General features: G+C 72.2%; 12 protein-coding genes. 7 read left to right on the top strand and 5 right to left on the bottom strand.

Translation table 11 applies throughout. The annotated features are described in order from the left end of the window. Window positions 1–215: 215 nt before the first annotated feature. Window positions 216–1,268, bottom strand: a complete 1,053-nt coding sequence (locus tag FHS29_RS35885; protein ID WP_246441233.1) for an ATP-binding protein — start codon at window positions 1,266–1,268, stop codon at window positions 216–218. A 122-nt stretch (window positions 1,269–1,390) separates the two neighbouring features. Here FHS29_RS35885 and FHS29_RS37460 point away from each other — a divergent pair, with 122 nt between their 5' ends. Further along, on the top strand, window positions 1,391–1,594 hold the full coding sequence (locus FHS29_RS37460) for a hypothetical protein (RefSeq protein WP_246441232.1): 204 nt from the start codon (window positions 1,391–1,393) through the stop codon (window positions 1,592–1,594). A 165-nt stretch (window positions 1,595–1,759) separates the two neighbouring features. Here the strand turns inward: FHS29_RS37460 and FHS29_RS35880 are convergent, their stop codons facing one another. Beyond that, window positions 1,760–2,449, bottom strand: a complete 690-nt coding sequence (locus tag FHS29_RS35880; protein WP_184699138.1) for a response regulator transcription factor — start codon at window positions 2,447–2,449, stop codon at window positions 1,760–1,762. Window positions 2,450–2,589: 140 nt separating this feature from the next. Here FHS29_RS35880 and FHS29_RS35875 point away from each other — a divergent pair, with 140 nt between their 5' ends. The 5 genes from FHS29_RS35875 (at window position 2,590) to FHS29_RS35855 (ending at window position 9,544) form a co-directional block, all read left to right on the top strand. After that, the gene (locus FHS29_RS35875) at window positions 2,590–3,336 is read left to right on the top strand and encodes an ABC transporter ATP-binding protein (RefSeq protein WP_184699136.1); all 747 of its coding nucleotides are present in this window, start codon (window positions 2,590–2,592) and stop codon (window positions 3,334–3,336) included. Then, complete coding sequence (locus FHS29_RS35870) at window positions 3,336–5,849, top strand: ABC transporter permease (RefSeq protein ID WP_184699134.1); 2,514 nt, start codon at window positions 3,336–3,338, stop codon at window positions 5,847–5,849. The genes FHS29_RS35875 and FHS29_RS35870 overlap by 1 nt, the downstream gene beginning before the upstream one ends. Window positions 5,850–6,047: 198 nt before the next feature. Next, entirely contained in the window at window positions 6,048–6,671 is a 624-nt protein-coding gene (locus FHS29_RS35865) for a hypothetical protein (protein WP_184699132.1), read from the top strand. A gap of 12 nt (window positions 6,672–6,683) precedes the next feature. Further along, the gene (locus FHS29_RS35860) at window positions 6,684–8,315 is read left to right on the top strand and encodes an MFS transporter (protein ID WP_184699130.1); all 1,632 of its coding nucleotides are present in this window, start codon (window positions 6,684–6,686) and stop codon (window positions 8,313–8,315) included. 242 nt (window positions 8,316–8,557) lie between these two features. After that, on the top strand, window positions 8,558–9,544 hold the full coding sequence (locus FHS29_RS35855; protein WP_184699128.1) for a sigma-70 family RNA polymerase sigma factor: 987 nt from the start codon (window positions 8,558–8,560) through the stop codon (window positions 9,542–9,544). Window positions 9,545–9,656: 112 nt separating this feature from the next. On the opposite strand, the gene FHS29_RS35850 is transcribed toward FHS29_RS35855, so the two are convergent. Both FHS29_RS35850 and FHS29_RS35845 read right to left on the bottom strand, forming a co-directional pair. Next, complete coding sequence (locus tag FHS29_RS35850; RefSeq protein ID WP_184699126.1) at window positions 9,657–10,418, bottom strand: hypothetical protein; 762 nt, start codon at window positions 10,416–10,418, stop codon at window positions 9,657–9,659. After that, complete coding sequence (locus FHS29_RS35845; RefSeq protein ID WP_184699124.1) at window positions 10,415–11,065, bottom strand: ATP-binding cassette domain-containing protein; 651 nt, start codon at window positions 11,063–11,065, stop codon at window positions 10,415–10,417. The genes FHS29_RS35850 and FHS29_RS35845 overlap by 4 nt, the downstream gene beginning before the upstream one ends. Before the next feature lie 533 nt (window positions 11,066–11,598). Between FHS29_RS35845 and FHS29_RS35840 the strand changes: the two genes are divergently transcribed. Next, window positions 11,599–12,090, top strand: a complete 492-nt coding sequence (locus FHS29_RS35840; RefSeq protein ID WP_184699122.1) for an RICIN domain-containing protein — start codon at window positions 11,599–11,601, stop codon at window positions 12,088–12,090. Between the two features lie 194 nt (window positions 12,091–12,284). Here FHS29_RS35840 and FHS29_RS35835 read toward each other — a convergent pair whose 3' ends face one another. Then, window positions 12,285–16,013, bottom strand: coding sequence for a TIR domain-containing protein (locus tag FHS29_RS35835; RefSeq protein WP_184699104.1), 3,729 nt, complete (start codon window positions 16,011–16,013; stop codon window positions 12,285–12,287). Window positions 16,014–16,179: the final 166 nt, after the last annotated feature.

The raw sequence follows: 16,179 nt of genomic DNA, 5'->3' as shown, positions 1-16,179 counted from the left end.
GCCGACCCAGGAGCACCCCCAGGACACGGGTCGAACAACGCGCGTTCCGACTCAACTCCCGGGAGATCAACTCCCGCTCCTCGAACGACAACAACGCACCACCGGCCATACGACAACCCCACCACCCGACGGACAAGATCAAAACCGCTGTCGCCATGACCGTATGACACCGCCCAACTTTCTCCGGAGCGGCTACACCTTGCGTTGGTGGTTCTTCAGGGCTGCGTAGTGGGATTGCCCGCGCACTCGTCCGACGATGTGGCGTCGGCACGCCGGACCTCCGGCGGCACGGCCGGCAGGCGCGCGACCATCCTGGCGCCCGTTTCGCCGTCCTCCACGCGAAGCGTTCCGCCGTGCCGGGTGGCGATGTCGCGGGCGAGCGTGAGGCCGAGGCCCGAGCCGCCGGCGTCCCGGGCGCGAGCGTCGTCCAGGCGGGCGAAGCGGTCGAAGACGCGTTCACGGTCCGGGACCGGGATGCCGGGGCCGTCGTCGAGCACTTCGAGGACCACCTCCCCCTCCGACCGGCCGACGCGCACGGTGACGGAGGCGTGCGCGTGCCGCACCGCGTTGTCCAGGACGTTGCGCAGCAGGCGTTCGAGCTGCACGGGTTCGCCCGCGACCGTTGCCGGCCCATCGACAACGGACCGCACCACCGGGCCGCCGGGCTCGACCTCGCGCTCGGCGACCTGCTCGCGCACCACGTCCGCGAGGTCCACGACACCGTGCGGCGCCGGGACCTCTGCCGGGTCGACGGCGAGCTGCAACAGGTCGGCCGTGATGCGCTGCAACCGCTGGACGTCGAGCAGCGACCGGTGGGCAACGGCGGGCCAGTCCGCCCGGCCCGGGTGCGCGAGCGCGACCTCCAGGCCGGCCCGCAGGTTCGCGAGCGGGCTGCGCAGCTCGTGGCCGGCGTCGGCGACGAAGCGTTCCTGCTGGTCGTGCGCCTGTTGCAGCCGGTCCAAGGCGGCGTTGGTGGTCCGGGCGAGCCGGGCCACCTCGTCACCGGAACGGGGTACCGGCACGCGCCGGTCGAGCCGGCTACCCCTGACCTCGGCCAGCTCGCGGCGGATCGCCTCCACGGGCCGCAGCGCGCGTCCGGCCGAGAACCACGCGACCAGCGCCGTGAGCAGGACCGCGAGCGGGACGAAGAACCTCAGCGTGTCGTCGAACATGGTCAGCGTGCGGAGCGTGTCCCACGGCAGCACGAACAGGTACAGGGTGAGTCGACGGTGATCCGTCGGCGCGGCACCGCTCAAGCCGGAGTCCAAGGTGGCCCCTTGCCGGCCGGCCGGCCGGCTCCACCAGATCGGCCGGAACGCCGTCGACCACGCGGCCGAGCACGGTGTACGTCCGGTATTCGCGCCACTGCGGGTGCTCTCCGGGCCGGAGCGTGACGCTCGTGGTGGTGGTCCAGTCCGCCGGTGCGCCCGCGGGGGCCGGTGGCAGCGGTGTCCACTCGGGACTCCAGCGGCGCAGGTTGGCGCTGCTGACCACCGCCTGCCCGGAGTCCGCGACCACCTCGAACATCGCGTCACCGCCAGGCACCGCCGTGGCGAGCGCGGGCCGCCCGCCACCGGTGGACGCGGCGCGGTAGGCGTCGGCCATCCGGTCCAGCTCCGCGCGGGTCGAGTTCCTCGCGCTGTCGGTCAACTGCTCGCCCAGGAACTCGCGCGTTCCCAGCCACCCCAGGGCGAACACCACCACGCAGAGCAGCGTGGCCGACAGTGCGGTGCTCCGCCGCACCGACACCGGCCACCACCTACTCATCGGCCACCACCCCGCCGTGGGTCAACCGGTAGCCGACACCCCGCACCGTGGCGATGGTGCGGCGGCCGAACGGCGCGTCCAGCTTGCGCCGCAACGCGCTCACGTAGACCTCCACGATGTTCGGGTCGCCCCGGTACGCCAGGGCCCAGACCTGCTCCAGGATCTCGTGCTTCGCGACCACCTGCCCGTCGTGCCGCAGCAGGCATTCGAGCACCGCGAACTCCTTCGTGGTCAGTGCCACCGGCTGCCCGGCGCGCCGGCACGTCCGTTTCGCCGGGTCGAGCACCAGGTCGCCGAATGCGAGCGTCGCGGACGAGCCGGCCGCGCCCCGGCGGGTGAGGGCGCGCAGCCGCGCGGTGAGCACCACGTACGAGAACGGCTTGCTCAGAAAGTCGTCGGCACCCGTGTCGAGCGCCTCGGCCTCGTCGTACTCCCCGTTCTTGGCGGTGAGCATGAGGATCGGTGTGGTCACACCGCGCTCCCGCAGTGCCGCGCACACGCGGTAGCCGTTGAGCTTCGGCAGCATGATGTCCAGCACGATCACCTGGTACGGGTGCAGCTGCGCGAGTTCGAGCCCTTCCACGCCGTCGTGGGCGAGGTCCACGGCGTAGCCGTCCGCCTCCAGCCCCCACTGGAGCGTCTCGGCCAGCCGCTTCTCGTCCTCCACCACGAGCACCCGCATGGCACCGATCGTCCCAGATCCACTCGGCCGTTCCTGAAGCGATCTTCAGGTCGGTTCAGGAACCGTTCAGGCGTCGCCCCTGATGATCGGCGCGGTGGTCGCACCGGCGGCCGCCTTCGAGGCTCGGTCCAGGGGAGCACATGCACGGGAACACAGTGGACAGTCCGACCGCGGTGGGCGTGGCGGACGTCGTGAAGGTCCACGGTCGCGGCGACACGGCGGTGCGGGCGCTGGACCAGGTGTCCCTCGACTTCCCGGCCCACCGCTTCACCGCGATCATGGGGCCGTCGGGCGCCGGCAAGTCCACGCTCGTGCACTGCCTGGCCGGGCTGGACACCGTGGACGCCGGGCGGGTCCGGATCGGACGGACCGACCTCACCGGCCTGTCCGACGCCGCGTTGACCAGGCTGCGGCGGGACCGGGTCGGGTTCGTGTTCCAGTCCTTCAACCTGCTGCCGACCATCACCGCGGAGGAGAACGTCCTGCTCGGCCTGCGGCTCGCCGGCCGCCGCCCGGACCGGGCGTGGTTCGACACCGTGGTCGACGCGCTGGGCCTGCGCCCACGGCTGCGGCACAAGCCGGGCGAGCTCTCGGGCGGCCAGCAGCAACGGGTGGCGTGCGCCCGCGCGCTGGTGGGCCGGCCGGACGTGGTGTTCGCCGACGAGCCCACCGGCAGCCTCGACTCGCGCTCCGGCGCCGGGGTCCTCGGCTTCCTGCGCACGTCGGTGCGCGAACTCGGCCAGACGGTGGTGATGGTGACCCACGACCCCGTCGCCGCCTCCTACGCCGACCACGGGGTGCTCCTCGCCGACGGGCGCGTCGCCGCCCACCTCCCGCGTCCCACCGCCGACGCCGTGCTCACGGCGCTCGCCGGTCTGGGGGCGTGATGCTGCGCACCGTCGTCGCCGGGCTGACGGCCCGGCCCCGGCAACTGCTGCTCTCGGCCGTCGCCATCGCCCTCGGCGTCGCCTTCGTCTCGGGGGCGTTCGTCCTCTCCGACGCCGTCGACGCCGGTCTCCGCGAAGCCGTCGCCTTCGAGACCCGTGGCGTGGACGCGTCGATCGGCAGAACCCGCGGCGGGCCCGATCTCGAGGACCAGGTGCTGGCCGACGTCCGCCGGGTGCCCGGCGTCGCCGCGGCCGAGGGCCGCACCACGGTGTCCGCACCTCTGCGGGACGCCGCAGGCCGTCCACAGGATTCGGCGGCCACCTCGCTGCCCGCCGACGAGCGGTTGCGCCCCTTCGACCTCGCCGAGGGCCGGTTCCCCGACAACGCGGGCGAGGTCGTGATGGAGCGGGGCACCGCTGCGGGCCACCCGCTGGGACAGCCCGTGACCGTCTTCGGACAGGACGGCCGGCTGCACTCCTTCACCCTGGTCGGCACGTTCGACCGGCCCGCGGAGTCGGGGATCGGCGCGGCACCGCTGGTGCTGCTGCCCGAGGCGCTGCACCGGCTGGAGCCGGGAGCGGGATTCAGCGAGATCGTGGCACGGGCAGTGCCGGGCGTCGGTCAGCCGCAACTCGTCGCCGACATCACGCGAGCGTTGGACCGCCAGGGCATCTCCGTGGTGACCGGGCGGGAAGCCGCAGCGCAGCTGCTGAGCCAAATCGCGCCGGATTCGGCCGAGGCGGCGGGGTTCTTCACCGCGTTCGCGGTGCTCGCGATGATCGTGGCGGCGATGGTGATCGCCAACTCGTTCACGATCCTCGTCACGCAGCGCACCAGGGAGCTGGCCCTGCTGCGCTGCGTCGGAGCAGGGAGGCGGCAAGTGTTCGCCGGCGTGCTCGCCGAAGCGTCGGTGGTGGGCGCGGTCGCGTCGGTGGTCGGGCTGTTCGGCGGGCTCGGCGTCGCCGCCGCGCTCCAGGCGGTCGCCGGGGCGCTCGGCGGACACGAGGCGGCCGTGCACGTCCCGCTCACCGCGCGGACGGTCGTCGCGGCGTTGGCGGTCGGAGTGCTGGTGACAGCGCTGGCGGCGGCGCTCCCGGCCTGGACCGCGACCCGGGTCGCGCCCATCGAGGCGTTGCGGACGCCGGTGGAGGGCAAGTCCGCGCGCGCCGGCCGGTCACGGGCGGTGAGCGCGGTCGTGTTGCTGGTGGTGGGCGTCGGGGCGGCTGTGTTCGCGCTGCGCGCCGACGTGCAGGACGGCGCTGTGCTGTCCATCGCGGCCATGGTCGCGCTGCTCGGCGCGATGCTCGCGGTGGGGCCGTTGGTGGCCGGGCCGGTCGTGCGGACGCTGGGCACGCTCTGCTCCCCGCTGTTCGGGCTGCCCGCGAAGCTGGCCGCGCTCAACGCCGACCGCAACCCGAAGCGCACCGCCGCCAGCGCCGCCGCACTCACGATCGGGCTCGCCGTCGTCGCGCTGGTGACCACGGTGACGGCCGGCGTCGAAGCCAGCCGCAACCGCGGTCTCGACCAGCAGGTGACCGCCGACTTCATCGTCACATCGGTGATCGGCACCCGGCCGCTGCCCGCCACGCTCGCGGACACCCTCGCCGCGGTGCCCGGGGTGGCGATCGCAGCGCCCCGGCAGTCGTTCTCGGCGGACCTGGGAGCGCACGGCGGGTACGGGATGACCGCCGTGCGCGGCGACGCCCTGGGCAGCCTGCTGCGGCCGGCGGTGCTGTCCGGCCGGCTCGACCGGCTCGACGCCGGTGAGCTGGCCGTGAGCAAGCAGCTCGCCGAGGAAACGGGGCTCGCGGTCGGCGACACCGTGCGCGCCGGCCGCCGGGACAGCCCGGTCCCGCTGCGGGTGGTCGCGGTCTACGACGGCGGGCGGGTGCCGGGCGCGGACCTCGGGCTCGGCCTGGTCGACCTCGGGCAGCTGCCCGCGGTCGCCGCCGAGGGCAGCGGCTACGACGGCAGCGTCCTGGTCGGACTCGTCGCCGGCACCGACGCGGAGGAGGTCCGGCCGGTGCTGGAACGGGCGCTCTCCGACGCGCCGTTGGCCCGGCTGAACAGCGTCGCCGATCTCCGGGACCAGCTGGCGGCACCGCTGCGGAGCACGTTGGACCTGCTGTGGGCGCTGACCGCGCTGGCCGTGCTGATCGCGTTCGCCGGCATCGCCAACACGCTGTCGCTGTCGGTCCTGGAGCGGACGCGCGAGTCGGCCCTGTTGCGCGCGCTCGGACTGACCAGGGGCGGGCTCCGCGCCGCGCTCACGGCGGAGTCGGTGTTCGTCGCGCTGCTCGGCGCGACCTGCGGCCTGCTGCTCGGCGTCGGTTCGGCGTGGCTGATCAGCCGGGTGGCGTCCACCGACGCCGAACCGGTGCTGTTCACGCTGCCGTGGGGCCGGCTCGGGGTGCTGCTGGGTGCCGCGGTGCTGGCGGCGCCGCTCGCCGCCCTGGTCCCGGCCCGCCGCGCCGCACGGGTTTCGTTGACGGCCGGGATGGCGGAGCAGTGACGTGCCGGGGCCGGCGGGGTGTGACCGACGGGTTTCGCCTGGTCACCCCTCGGACGACACCGCGAGCGCTCCCGGTTCGTCGTGGTGACCGGGACGGGATCGCGGTGGTCGCCCGTCCGGGCGAACGCCACGACGAGTCGGTCCTCCGCGCCCGCGTGGGCCGGAGCGTGCGCCACATCACGGTGGTAGGACTGGGTGGTGCTGTTCTCCCTGCGCGTGCTCGAAGAGATCGTGGCCGGACGGGTCGACCTGGCGTTTCGGCGGTGGCGTCGACCGACTGTCCGGCCCGGCTCGCGGATCACCACCGCGGTCGGCGTCGTCGGCATCGGCGCGGTGGACGCCGTGGAACCGGCCGACGTGACCGACGCGGAGGTCGAGCGTGCCGGTTACGCGGACCGGGCGCGGTTCCTGGCCGATCTGCGCGAGGGCGAGGACCGGCAGCTCTACCGGGTGCAGGTGCGGTTCGTCGGTGCCGACCCGCGCGAGGCGCTGCGCGAACAGACCGATCTCGACGACCGCGACCTCGACGAGATCGTCGCCGGATTACGACGGTTGGACGCGCGCAGCGGCCGGGGTGCGTGGACCGGTGCCGTGCTGTCGCTGATCGCCGACCACCCCGGTGTGCGGGCGGCCGACCTGGCCGCCCGCGTCGACCGCGAGGTGCCGCGGTTCAAGTCCGACGTCCGGACGCTCAAGACCCGTGGGCTGACCGAGAGCCTCGGCACCGGCTACCGGCTTTCACCGCGAGGGCGCCAGGTGCTCGACCACCTGCGTGCCACCGCGCAACCAGAAGCCGCCACGACGAACCCCCGACGCCGGTAGGCGCACGCACCCATGCCCGACAACACGACAGCTCCTTCCGCGTGGGCACCACTTCGCCGTAGCACCTACCGCGCCCTGTGGCTGGCCCAGTTCGCGTCCAACATCGGCACGTGGGCGCAGACCGTCGGCGCGCAGTGGTTCATGGGTGACCTCGGCGGCAGCGCACTGCAGGTCGCCCTGGTGCAGGCGGCCACCACCCTGCCGGTGTTCCTGCTGGTGGTGCCGTCGGGTGCGATCGGCGACATCCTCGATCGGCGTCGGGTGCTGATGTCCGGCCAGGCGTTGATGCTGACCGGCGCGGCGGCGCTGGTGCTGCTGACCGCGAGCGGGGCCGCCACCCCGACGACCCTGCTGGCGTTCATCGCGCTGATGGGCGTGGGACAGGCGCTGTCCATGCCGTCGTTCCAGGCGATCCAGCCGGAGCTGGTGTCGCGGGAGGAGATCCCGCAGGCGGCGCTGCTCAACGGCGTCAACATGAACGTCGGTCGGGCCATCGGGCCCGCGCTCGGCGGTGTGCTGATCGCGACGGCCGGGCCGGAGGCGACGTTCGCGTTCAACACCGTGTCGTTCCTCGGGGTGCTGCTGGTGCTGTGGCGGTGGCGGCGTCCGTCCGACCACCGCCCGCTGGGCACCGAACACGTGGTCACCGCCGTGCGCACCGGTGCCCGGTACGTCCGCAGCTCGCCGCTCTTCTCGCGGGTGCTGGTGCGCTGCGTGCTGTTCGTCGTGTTCGGCAGCGGGCTGTGGGCGCTGTTGCCCGCGATCGCGCGCGGACCGCTCGGGCTCGGCGCGGGCGGGTACGGGGTGCTGCTCGGCAGCATCGGGGCCGGGGCCATCGGTGGGGCGTTCGTGGTGCCCCGGCTGCTGCGGCGGATCGGGAAGAACCTGCTGATCACGATTGCGACCTGCGCGTACGCGGTGGCGATGGTGCTCGCCGGGCTCACCACGGCCGTCGCGGTGGCCGTGCCGTCGATGCTCGTCGCGGGGGCGTCGTGGATCGCCGTGCTGTCCACGCTCAACGCCACCGCGCAGGTGCTGCTCCCGGCATGGACCCGCGCCCGTGCGCTGGCGTACTACCAGTTGATGTTCATGGGCGGTCAGGCCTTCGGCGCGACGGCGTGGGGTGTGGTCGCCACCACGCTGGGTGTGCGTGCCGCGATGGTCGTCCCCGCCGTGGCGATGGTGCTGGTGGTGGCCGTCGCGGCGCGCAGGCTGCCGCTCACCGAACGGCAGTTGGACATCACACCCGCGAGCCTGTGGGACGCGCCACCCGAAGTCACCGACGTCGGCTCGGGGCCGGTGCTGGTGACCGTGGAGTGGCGGGTCTCCGCCGCGAAGGCACCCGCGTTCGTCGAAGCGATGCGCAAGGTCGGCCGGTCCCGCAGGCGCACCGGCGCGACGATGTGGGGTCTGTTCCGCGACTCCGAGGCCCCCGACCTGTTCCTGGAGACCTTCACCGTCGCCACCTGGCACGAGCACCTGCGCCAGCACCTCGAACGGGGCACCGCGGTCGACGTGGAGGTGGAGACAGCCGCCAGGGCCCTCGCAGTCGGTGCGCCACGGGTCCGCCACCTGGTCTGGGCCGAACCCGAGGTGATCCGACCGGACGGCCCCGGGGGTCCTGACCAGGCCTCGGCCCGCTGAACGACCGCCGGCCCCGCAGTCCGCTCACCCGAACCGGGTTGTCATCGTCGTGAGCGGGTAGCCAATCCGGGTGACGCCGAGGGAATACGAGCCACCACCGTTCCGTTGAACCCGTATCCACCCCTTCCCGGCGCGTGAGCGCGGCTCCCGGTCGCCGGTGTTCAGGAACGCCCTTTCACACCCGATGTCACCTCGACCCCGGCCCGCATCCGGCGGGGTCGCGATCCGGCAAGGAGACGGTCATGTCGTCGACGATGGAAACCCCCCGCCCGACGCGTCCGGCCGCGTCCGGCCGCGAGTGGTCGGCGGATGCCGACCTGGTGGGCCACTACCTGCGCGAGGTCGGCTCCACCCCGCTGCTCACCGCCGAGCAGGAGGTCGACCTGTCCAGGCGGATCGAGGCAGGTGTGTACGCCACCGAGTTGCTGCGCCGCGTCGAAGAGGGCGAGAGCCCGCCGATCGACGCGGAGCGCCACCGTGCGCTACGGGCCGTGGCGCACGACGGCGACCGTGCCAAGGAACACATGATCCGGGCGAACCTGCGCCTGGTCGTGTCCGTGGCCAAGAAGCACTCCTACCGCGGGCTGCCGTTCCTGGACGTGGTGCAGGAGGGCAACCTGGGTCTCATCCGCGCGGTGGAGAAGTTCGACTACGCCAAGGGCTTCAAGTTCTCCACCTACGCCACCTGGTGGATCCGCCAGGCGATCGGACGCGCCCTGGCCGACCAGACCCGCACCGTCCGGCTGCCGGTTCACGTGGTCGAAGAGCTCAACCGCGCGACCAAGGCCGAGCGGCGGCTCCGCCTGGAGCTGGACCGCGAGCCGAAAGCCGAGGAAGTCGCCGAGGCGGCACGCATCCCCGTCGCCCGCTTGCTGGAACTGCGCCAGGCCGGCCGGACCGTGATCAGCCTGGAGACGCCGATCGGCGCCGACGGGGACTCCTCGGTCGCCGACCTGATCGAGGACGCCGAGGCGGTGCGGGCGCACGAGGCGGTCGAGCAGGCCGAGCTGACCGCCGAGCTGCGCATCCTGGTGAACACGCTGCCTGAGCGCCAGGCGCAGATCCTCAACCGGCGCTACGGCCTGGACGACGGCCGCTCGCGCACCTTGCAGGAGGTCGCCGAGGAACTCGGCCTCACCCGTGAGCGCATCCGCCAGCTGGAGAAGGAGTCGCTGCGGCTCCTGCGCGACCCGGAGCGCAACCGGACGGTGCTCGAACTGGCGGGCTGACCCGGCGCGGCGGGCGGCGGCGCGCCGCGCGCCGGTCGTGATCGACGTCGCCGGCCGGTCCAGCCTCGGCCGGACCAGCCTCGGCCGGACCAGTCGGCGACGTGCGCCGCGTTCAGACCCGGGTCGGTTGGAAGCGCTGACGGGTGCGGGCGTGGAACGCGACCAGGCCGATCAGTGCGCAGCCGGTGAGCCAGACCGGGCACAGCAGCATCTGGGTGGTCGGGACCGTGTCGGTGAAACCGGCGCCCACGCAGGTCTGCAACGGGCCGTAGCTCGGCAGGAACGTGACGATGTCCTTGTCCGAGGTGGAGTTCACCAACGGGTTCTGCAGGATCAGGTCGAGCAGGCTGATCATGATCACGGTGAACATGCCCTCCAGCTCACCGGGCAGGAACACGCCGAGCACGATGCCGATGCCGCCGTAGGTCAGGCCGGCCATGATCAGCCCCAGGCACAGCAGCCCCGGCTGTTCCGGTTGCCAGTACACCAGGATCACCGACGTGGACCAGCACGCGATGACCAGGGTCGAGACCACCAGCGCGGTGAGCTTGGCCGTCAGCAGGACCGCCCGGGGGCAACCGGCGCCGACCAGCCGCCGGTCCAGGTCGGTGGCCCGGCGGGTCATGCTGAACATGAGGAAGCCGGTGATCAGGGTGACCGCGTTCAACGACCCCATGATCACCATCAGCTGGGAGCTGTCCACGTCCAGCAGCCCGCCGGTGGCCCGGTAGCGGAACTGCAGCGGGGTGGGCGAGGCGACCACGTGCGCGAGGGTGATCCACAGCGGCACGAAGCCCAGCACCAGCACCACCGCCAGCCGGTTCTTGCCCAACTCCACCAGGCCGTACCAGGTGACGGTCCGCCAGACCGTCATCGGCGGCTGTCCACTGCGGATCGGTTCCGGATGCCGCCGCCCGATTCGCCCAGGGTGCCGTTGTCCAAGCGGTGCAAGGTGTCCAGCCGTTCCTTGTCGTAGGCGAGGTGGGAGACGACCAGTACCGCGCGGCCCGCCTCGCTCAGTTCCGTCGCGATGCGCCAGAAGTGCAGGTAGGTGTCCCAGTCGAAGCCCTGGTACGGCTCGTCCAACAGCAGCAGCGCGGGGTCGTGCATCAGCGCGAGGACGAGGTTGAGCTTCTGCCTGGTGCCGCCGGAGAGCACACCGACGGGGATGTTCCGGTAGTCGGCGAACCCGAGCCGCTCGACCAGTTCGTTCGCCCGGCCCAGGTCGGGCAGCCGGTAGGACACCTGGAACAGTCGCAGGTGCTGGTCCACGGTCAGCGCGTCGTTGAGCACGGCGTGCTGCGGGCAGTAGCCCAGCGAGCCCGTCAGCTCGACCTCGCCGCGATCGGGGCCCAACTGTCCCGCCAGGATGCGCAGCAGGGTCGTCTTGCCGGCGCCGTTCTCCCCCACGACTCCCGCCAACTCGCCGGGCGAGACGTCGAAGCTGACCCCGCGCAGGACGGATCTGGCCCGGAAAGCTTTGTGCACGTCGAGTACGCGCAGTGCGGCAATTCCGGTCACGTGTGCACCACTGTGTTGGGACAGCCTTCCTCGCGGGTGAACCCGGCGCCCGCCGACGCCCACCCGAAGGGAGCGCGGACTCCACCGGACGGCGTATTCGCAGCCCTGTTGATCGTATGGGTCTCGATCACGCTCGGTATCGTGACCGACCACGGATACCCCGGCCAGCCGACACGACCGGATTCACCTGTATGAGCGTCATAGCCGCTCCGGCCGAACCGGACGGCGCCCCGGAACGCAGCCGTCACGCGTGGCTGAGACCGAGGACGACGACTCGATCGAGGAGTCATTACGTCAAGTCACCACATACCTCGAATGGGGAGCGGGCGACACTAACTCCACAGGGGTGTTACGGAGGTCCCGGCAACTGCATTCCGCCTCACACACATCGCCTCAAACTCCCACTTCGGTGGAACCGAACCATCCGGAAAGGTGACCGCCACAACGGGAGTTGCGGTCCGCAACTGGCGGATTAGGGTGAATTCCGAAGGTGTCGGCAGAAAGCTGCGGGCACCGCGAAAGGAGACTGCGAAGTGTTGAGGAAGATCATCTCCGGTGTTGCTTCGATGGCTGTGGCGGTCAGCGCGATGGCTGCGCTGACCACGCCCGCCGGCGCGGCGGAACCCGTTTACCGCATCCTCGCGGTGAACGACACGAGCAAGGCCATCACCGATGCCGGGGAGCGCCGGCTGGTCATCCGCACCTGGCACGGTGACGCGAACCAGAAGTGGTGGAAGATCAGCAAGAAGGGCGCGTACTTCCAGTACAAGAACGTCCAGACGAAGCAGTGCATCGCCGTCCCCAGCAGCAACCCGGACAACGGCGTGGAGCTGATCACCTACAACTGCAACACGGACTGGAAGGACCAGTTCTGGCAGGCCGTCCCGGCCCCGAAGGGGCAGGACCTGCAGAACGACCAGACCCAGAAGTGCGCCGCGTACCGGAACCTGGTGGATGAGTCCGTGGTGGAGCAGCAGACCTGCTCGGACGACACCGACGAGGAGTGGAGGATCGAGAAGGTCTAGCCGAAGCGCCGGACACTTCGGCGACATCGCGGTCGAACGACGGTCGGCCATCCGGGATCTCACTCCGGATGGCCGATCGCTGCTCTGCGCGCAATTGGACATCCGGGCTGCGGTCTTGCGGCACGGATATCGTCCACGCACGAATATGCGCCGGTCGGCGATCCGGTGGTCTCCGGCGGGAGCCCTGGTGACGGTCAGGCGAGGTACCTGATCACGTAGCTGTGCGCTCCCGGCTCGGTGGCGCGGTGGGCCAGGGCGCGGAAGTCATCGCTGTTCTCGCCTCGTTCGAGCCGGGTCGCGCGGGCCACCGCGAGTTGGACTCCGCCGGCGAGGGTGGGCAGGTCTGCCAGCAGTTCGTCCAGCAGGGACGTGGGGTCGCCGCGAAAAGCGTGGCCGGCGTTGACGATCACGCGTTCCAGGTCGTCCTCGGCACGGTCGAGCGCGAACGCCGGCACGTCGCGGAGCGCGCGTGTGGTGAGCGCGCGCAACCACGGTGGACGGCGTTGTGGTGCACGGGCCTGTTCCAGCAGGGGTCTGAGCACGCGCAGCGTGCCGCGTGCCCGGGTCCGCGCGAGATCGGTTCCGGGGATGCCGGCTGGCTCCACGTCGGGGATGAGGGCCAACTGGTCGGTCACGACCTCGGGTGCACATTCGACCAGTGGCCCTTCGGCGCGGATGTCGTCGGTCACGACCTGAAGCAGTGCCTCGACCACCGGTGCGGTGTCGAGGGTGCGCAGTGCCTCCAGCACCGCCCGGGACAGCGGCGAGGTGAGCGGCAGGCCGAACCTGGTGATCCAGCGGGCCACGTCGTGGGCGGCGCCCGGTGTCCTGGTGGCGAGGAGTTCGGTGGCGAGGTCGGGGTCGTACCAGCCCAGTTCGCCCGCCACCGCCACGAGGCGGTGGGCTGCCGTGCGGGAGGCGCCGACGGACCCGCCGAGGACCAGTTCGACGCATCGCCGGCGGCCGGCCTCGTCGACCGGGGCCAGGCTGCCGGCGACCCGACCGGCCAACTCCTTGTCCGAAGTGGACAGTGGGCGGAGGGTGTCGGCCAGGTGGTGGAGGCCGTCGGCCGGACAGGCGTCCAGGACGGTGGTCACGACCCGGGTCATCTCGCTGTGCGGCAGACCCACGGCGTGCACGACCGCGCGGGCGAGCAGGTCCGCGTGTCCCTCGGCGGCCTGCACCATGGCCTGCACGACGATCATGGGGTTGTCCGCCACCACCGGTTCCAGCCAGGACAGCAGGTGCTCGGCGTCGGGCCGGCCGATGCGCCCGACCTTCTGCAACACCGCCCGGACGAGGCTGGCGGCGCGCCGGTCGCGCGGGGCGGGGGTGGAGAGCAGGAGGTCCAGGACCTCCCGCGGCGAACGGACCGCCACCTTCTCGGCCACGTACCACGCCCGCTGCGCGACCACCTTGTCGTCCGTCAGGGCCAAGGCGATCAGGTCCGCCAGGTCGACCGTGCCCCGGTCCGCGACCGCGGTCGCCACGAGTTCGCCCTGCACCTCGTCCCAGCCCTTGGCGTAGGGCCGGCTCAGCATCGTGCGCCAGTCGTGCCAGCCCAGGTCGTGTGCGGCGGCGGGATCGTCGGCCACCTGACCGGCGACCGCGACCGCCTCGGCCATGACCTGGCCCGGCAGCCTGTTGTCCAGGGCGATGCGCAGCAGGTCGGCGCCGAGGGCGGGTGAGCCGGTGGCGTGCATCCGCAGGATCCGCGCCCGGCCGAGCGGACCCACCTGACCGTAGTACCGCTGGAGCACCGTCAGGTCCTCGTCGGCGGGCGTCTCCACCGCCTCGTCGAACCCGGTCAGCAGCACGTGGACCACCTCGTCGGCCCGGTCGCGGTCGGCCATGCCCGAGCGGCGCGCCAGCACCGCGTCCAGCGCCCGCGCCAAGCCCCGGCCGCGCCCGGCGGGCAGCCGGCCGATCATCGACCCGAGCACCTTGACGACGGCGAACACCGCCTCGTCGTCCGCGTCGCCGACGATCCCGCCCACGACCTCCGCCACCTCGCCGAGCGCGTCCTCCGGGGTGGCACCCACCGCGTCGGCGAGGTGGCGCTGGTGTTCCGGCGACAGCATCGTCGCCCGATCGGCCAGCACGCGCACCTCGTCCACCGCCCGGCGCGTCACCGCGGACAGCGCCAGCGCCCGGAAGACCAACAGGTCGTCGGCGTCCAGGGCCGTGACGAACCCGCGGCGCACGTCGCGATCGGTCAACGTGTAGAGCAACTGCACGAGGACGGGTGCGAGGTGGCTGCGGCGCACCGGGTCGACCAGGGCCGCGGAGAACCGGCTCCGGTCTTCCTCGTCCGCCGCCAGGTGCCGGGCGATCACCCACTCCGCGAAGCTCTGGTGGAAGAACCGGAACCACGCCGGGTCGACGCCCGACACCAGCACGCCGTTGGAGCACAGCTCGTCCACCACCTCCGGCGCGGGCCGGGGTTCGATCCCGGTCGCCTTGAAGTCCTCCACGAAGGTGGTGCGGGACCGGGAGAACAGGCTGCGCGCGCCCGCGAGGCACACCCGTCCGCGCTCGTCGGACTCCTCGTAGGTCAGCTCACGACGGGGGCTGCGGATCACGTGGGCGTGCCAGTAGCTGTCGAACAGCCTGGCCACGGTGAGGTCCTCGGGCACGTCGCCCGTCGGCGCGTAGAGCCGGCACGTCAACGCCAGCAGCAGGGGGCTGCCGCACACCTCCACCACCGTCTGGCGCTGGGTGCGCAGGTGCAGCAACCGTTCCAGGAACCGGTCGTAGCGGCCCGGGTCGGCACCGGGTTCGGCGAGGCCGCGCAGGTAGGCCAGCGCGAACGCCTCGGTCTCCGGGCGGCTGAGCCGGTACACCTCGCGCCGGTCGACCAGGGTCGCCAGCAACGGCGCGCGTTCGTTCAGCGGCTCCAGGTGGGCCTTGAACTCGAACGTGCGGCAGGTGAGGACGACCGGCACGCCGGAGTCCACGACCTGCCGCAGCCAGGCCACGACCACCGGGCGGCTGGCCGCGTCCAGGATCAGGTCCAGGGTGTCCAGCAGCACGACCGGGCGCAGTCCGCGCGCGCGTTGCGCGGCGAGCTGACCGGTGAGCGTTCCGGATCGCAGGACTGCCGCGCCGAACTGGTGGTCCAGCTCGTCGGCGTCCCGAGGGCGGTCCCGCACCTTGGCGCTCGCGGACACCAGCACCACGCCGACGTCGGGATCGGCGGCCAGCTCGTCGTGGACCTGCGCCAGCAGCACGCTCTTGCCCAGGCCGGCGTCCGCGTGCACCGCCACCACGGCCGGGTCCTCGATCGCCTGGCGCACCGCGGGCAGGAAGACGCGGTGCAGGTTCTCGCGCTCCTGCAGGGGCAGGATGAGCCGCTGCGGGTCGGTCAGGGAGTTCCGCGTCGGGGAGACGACCCGGTCCCGGTCGGCGCGGTCGCCCGGACCGGTCGGCGGCGTCCACAGCTTGCCGGTGCGGTGCTGCCCGGGTTCGGACCGCAACGCCCGCAACAGCGATTCCGTGCCCTGCTCGGTCAGCGCGGTGACCTGGTAGTGCGTGGCCGAGTGCGGGAGCAGGAACAACGGGATCTCCCGCAGGTTCCGGCCGGGCAGCACGACGGGCAGCACGCGGGGCTCCCAGCGGCCCGGTTCGGCGGTGAGCAGTTCCCGCAACAACTTCGCCTCGTACCGCGCGCCCCACCCCTCGCCGGCCGGCGCACCCGGCTGGACCCGCCTGCGGTACTCGGGCGAGGCGATGACCAACACGAAGTCGGCGGCGGGCAACTCGCGTTCCGCCCATTCGGCCCAGTTCAACCGACCCACGTCGGCCCACTGGTCGAGCACGACGTCGATGCCGCGATCGCGCAGGAACTCGGACAACCGCCGCACCATTTCGAAGTGCGCGGTCGTCTCGTGCGTATACGTCACGAACACGCGCGGCTCGGCCACGGGAGGTCACCATAGTGGTTCACCGGTGCCCTCCCGGCGACGCACCGCCGACCGGAGACGCATCGGTATCCCGCAGCGCCGTCGCCCTTGCCCGGCAACGAGATGGGACCGGAGGCCGCGGCCGTCCCGGTGTCTTCCACCGGGACGGCCGCGGCACGGTGTTCCC

This window comes from Saccharothrix tamanrassetensis, from assembly GCF_014203665.1.
Classification (GTDB): Bacteria; Actinomycetota; Actinomycetes; order Mycobacteriales; family Pseudonocardiaceae; genus Actinosynnema; species Actinosynnema tamanrassetense.
Note: the sequence above shows the minus strand (reverse complement) of the source record. Positions and strands in the feature narration are given on the sequence as shown.

Coding starts and splice junctions, on each gene's coding strand:
- FHS29_RS35880 (WP_184699138.1), bottom strand. CDS start 2,449: ATGCGGGTGCTCGTGGTGGAGGACGAGAAGCGGCTGGCCGAGACGCTC.
- FHS29_RS35875 (WP_184699136.1), top strand. CDS start 2,590: ATGCACGGGAACACAGTGGACAGTCCGACCGCGGTGGGCGTGGCGGAC.
- FHS29_RS35870 (WP_184699134.1), top strand. CDS start 3,336: ATGCTGCGCACCGTCGTCGCCGGGCTGACGGCCCGGCCCCGGCAACTG.
- FHS29_RS35860 (WP_184699130.1), top strand. CDS start 6,684: ATGCCCGACAACACGACAGCTCCTTCCGCGTGGGCACCACTTCGCCGT.
- FHS29_RS35855 (WP_184699128.1), top strand. CDS start 8,558: ATGTCGTCGACGATGGAAACCCCCCGCCCGACGCGTCCGGCCGCGTCC.
- FHS29_RS35850 (WP_184699126.1), bottom strand. CDS start 10,418: ATGACGGTCTGGCGGACCGTCACCTGGTACGGCCTGGTGGAGTTGGGC.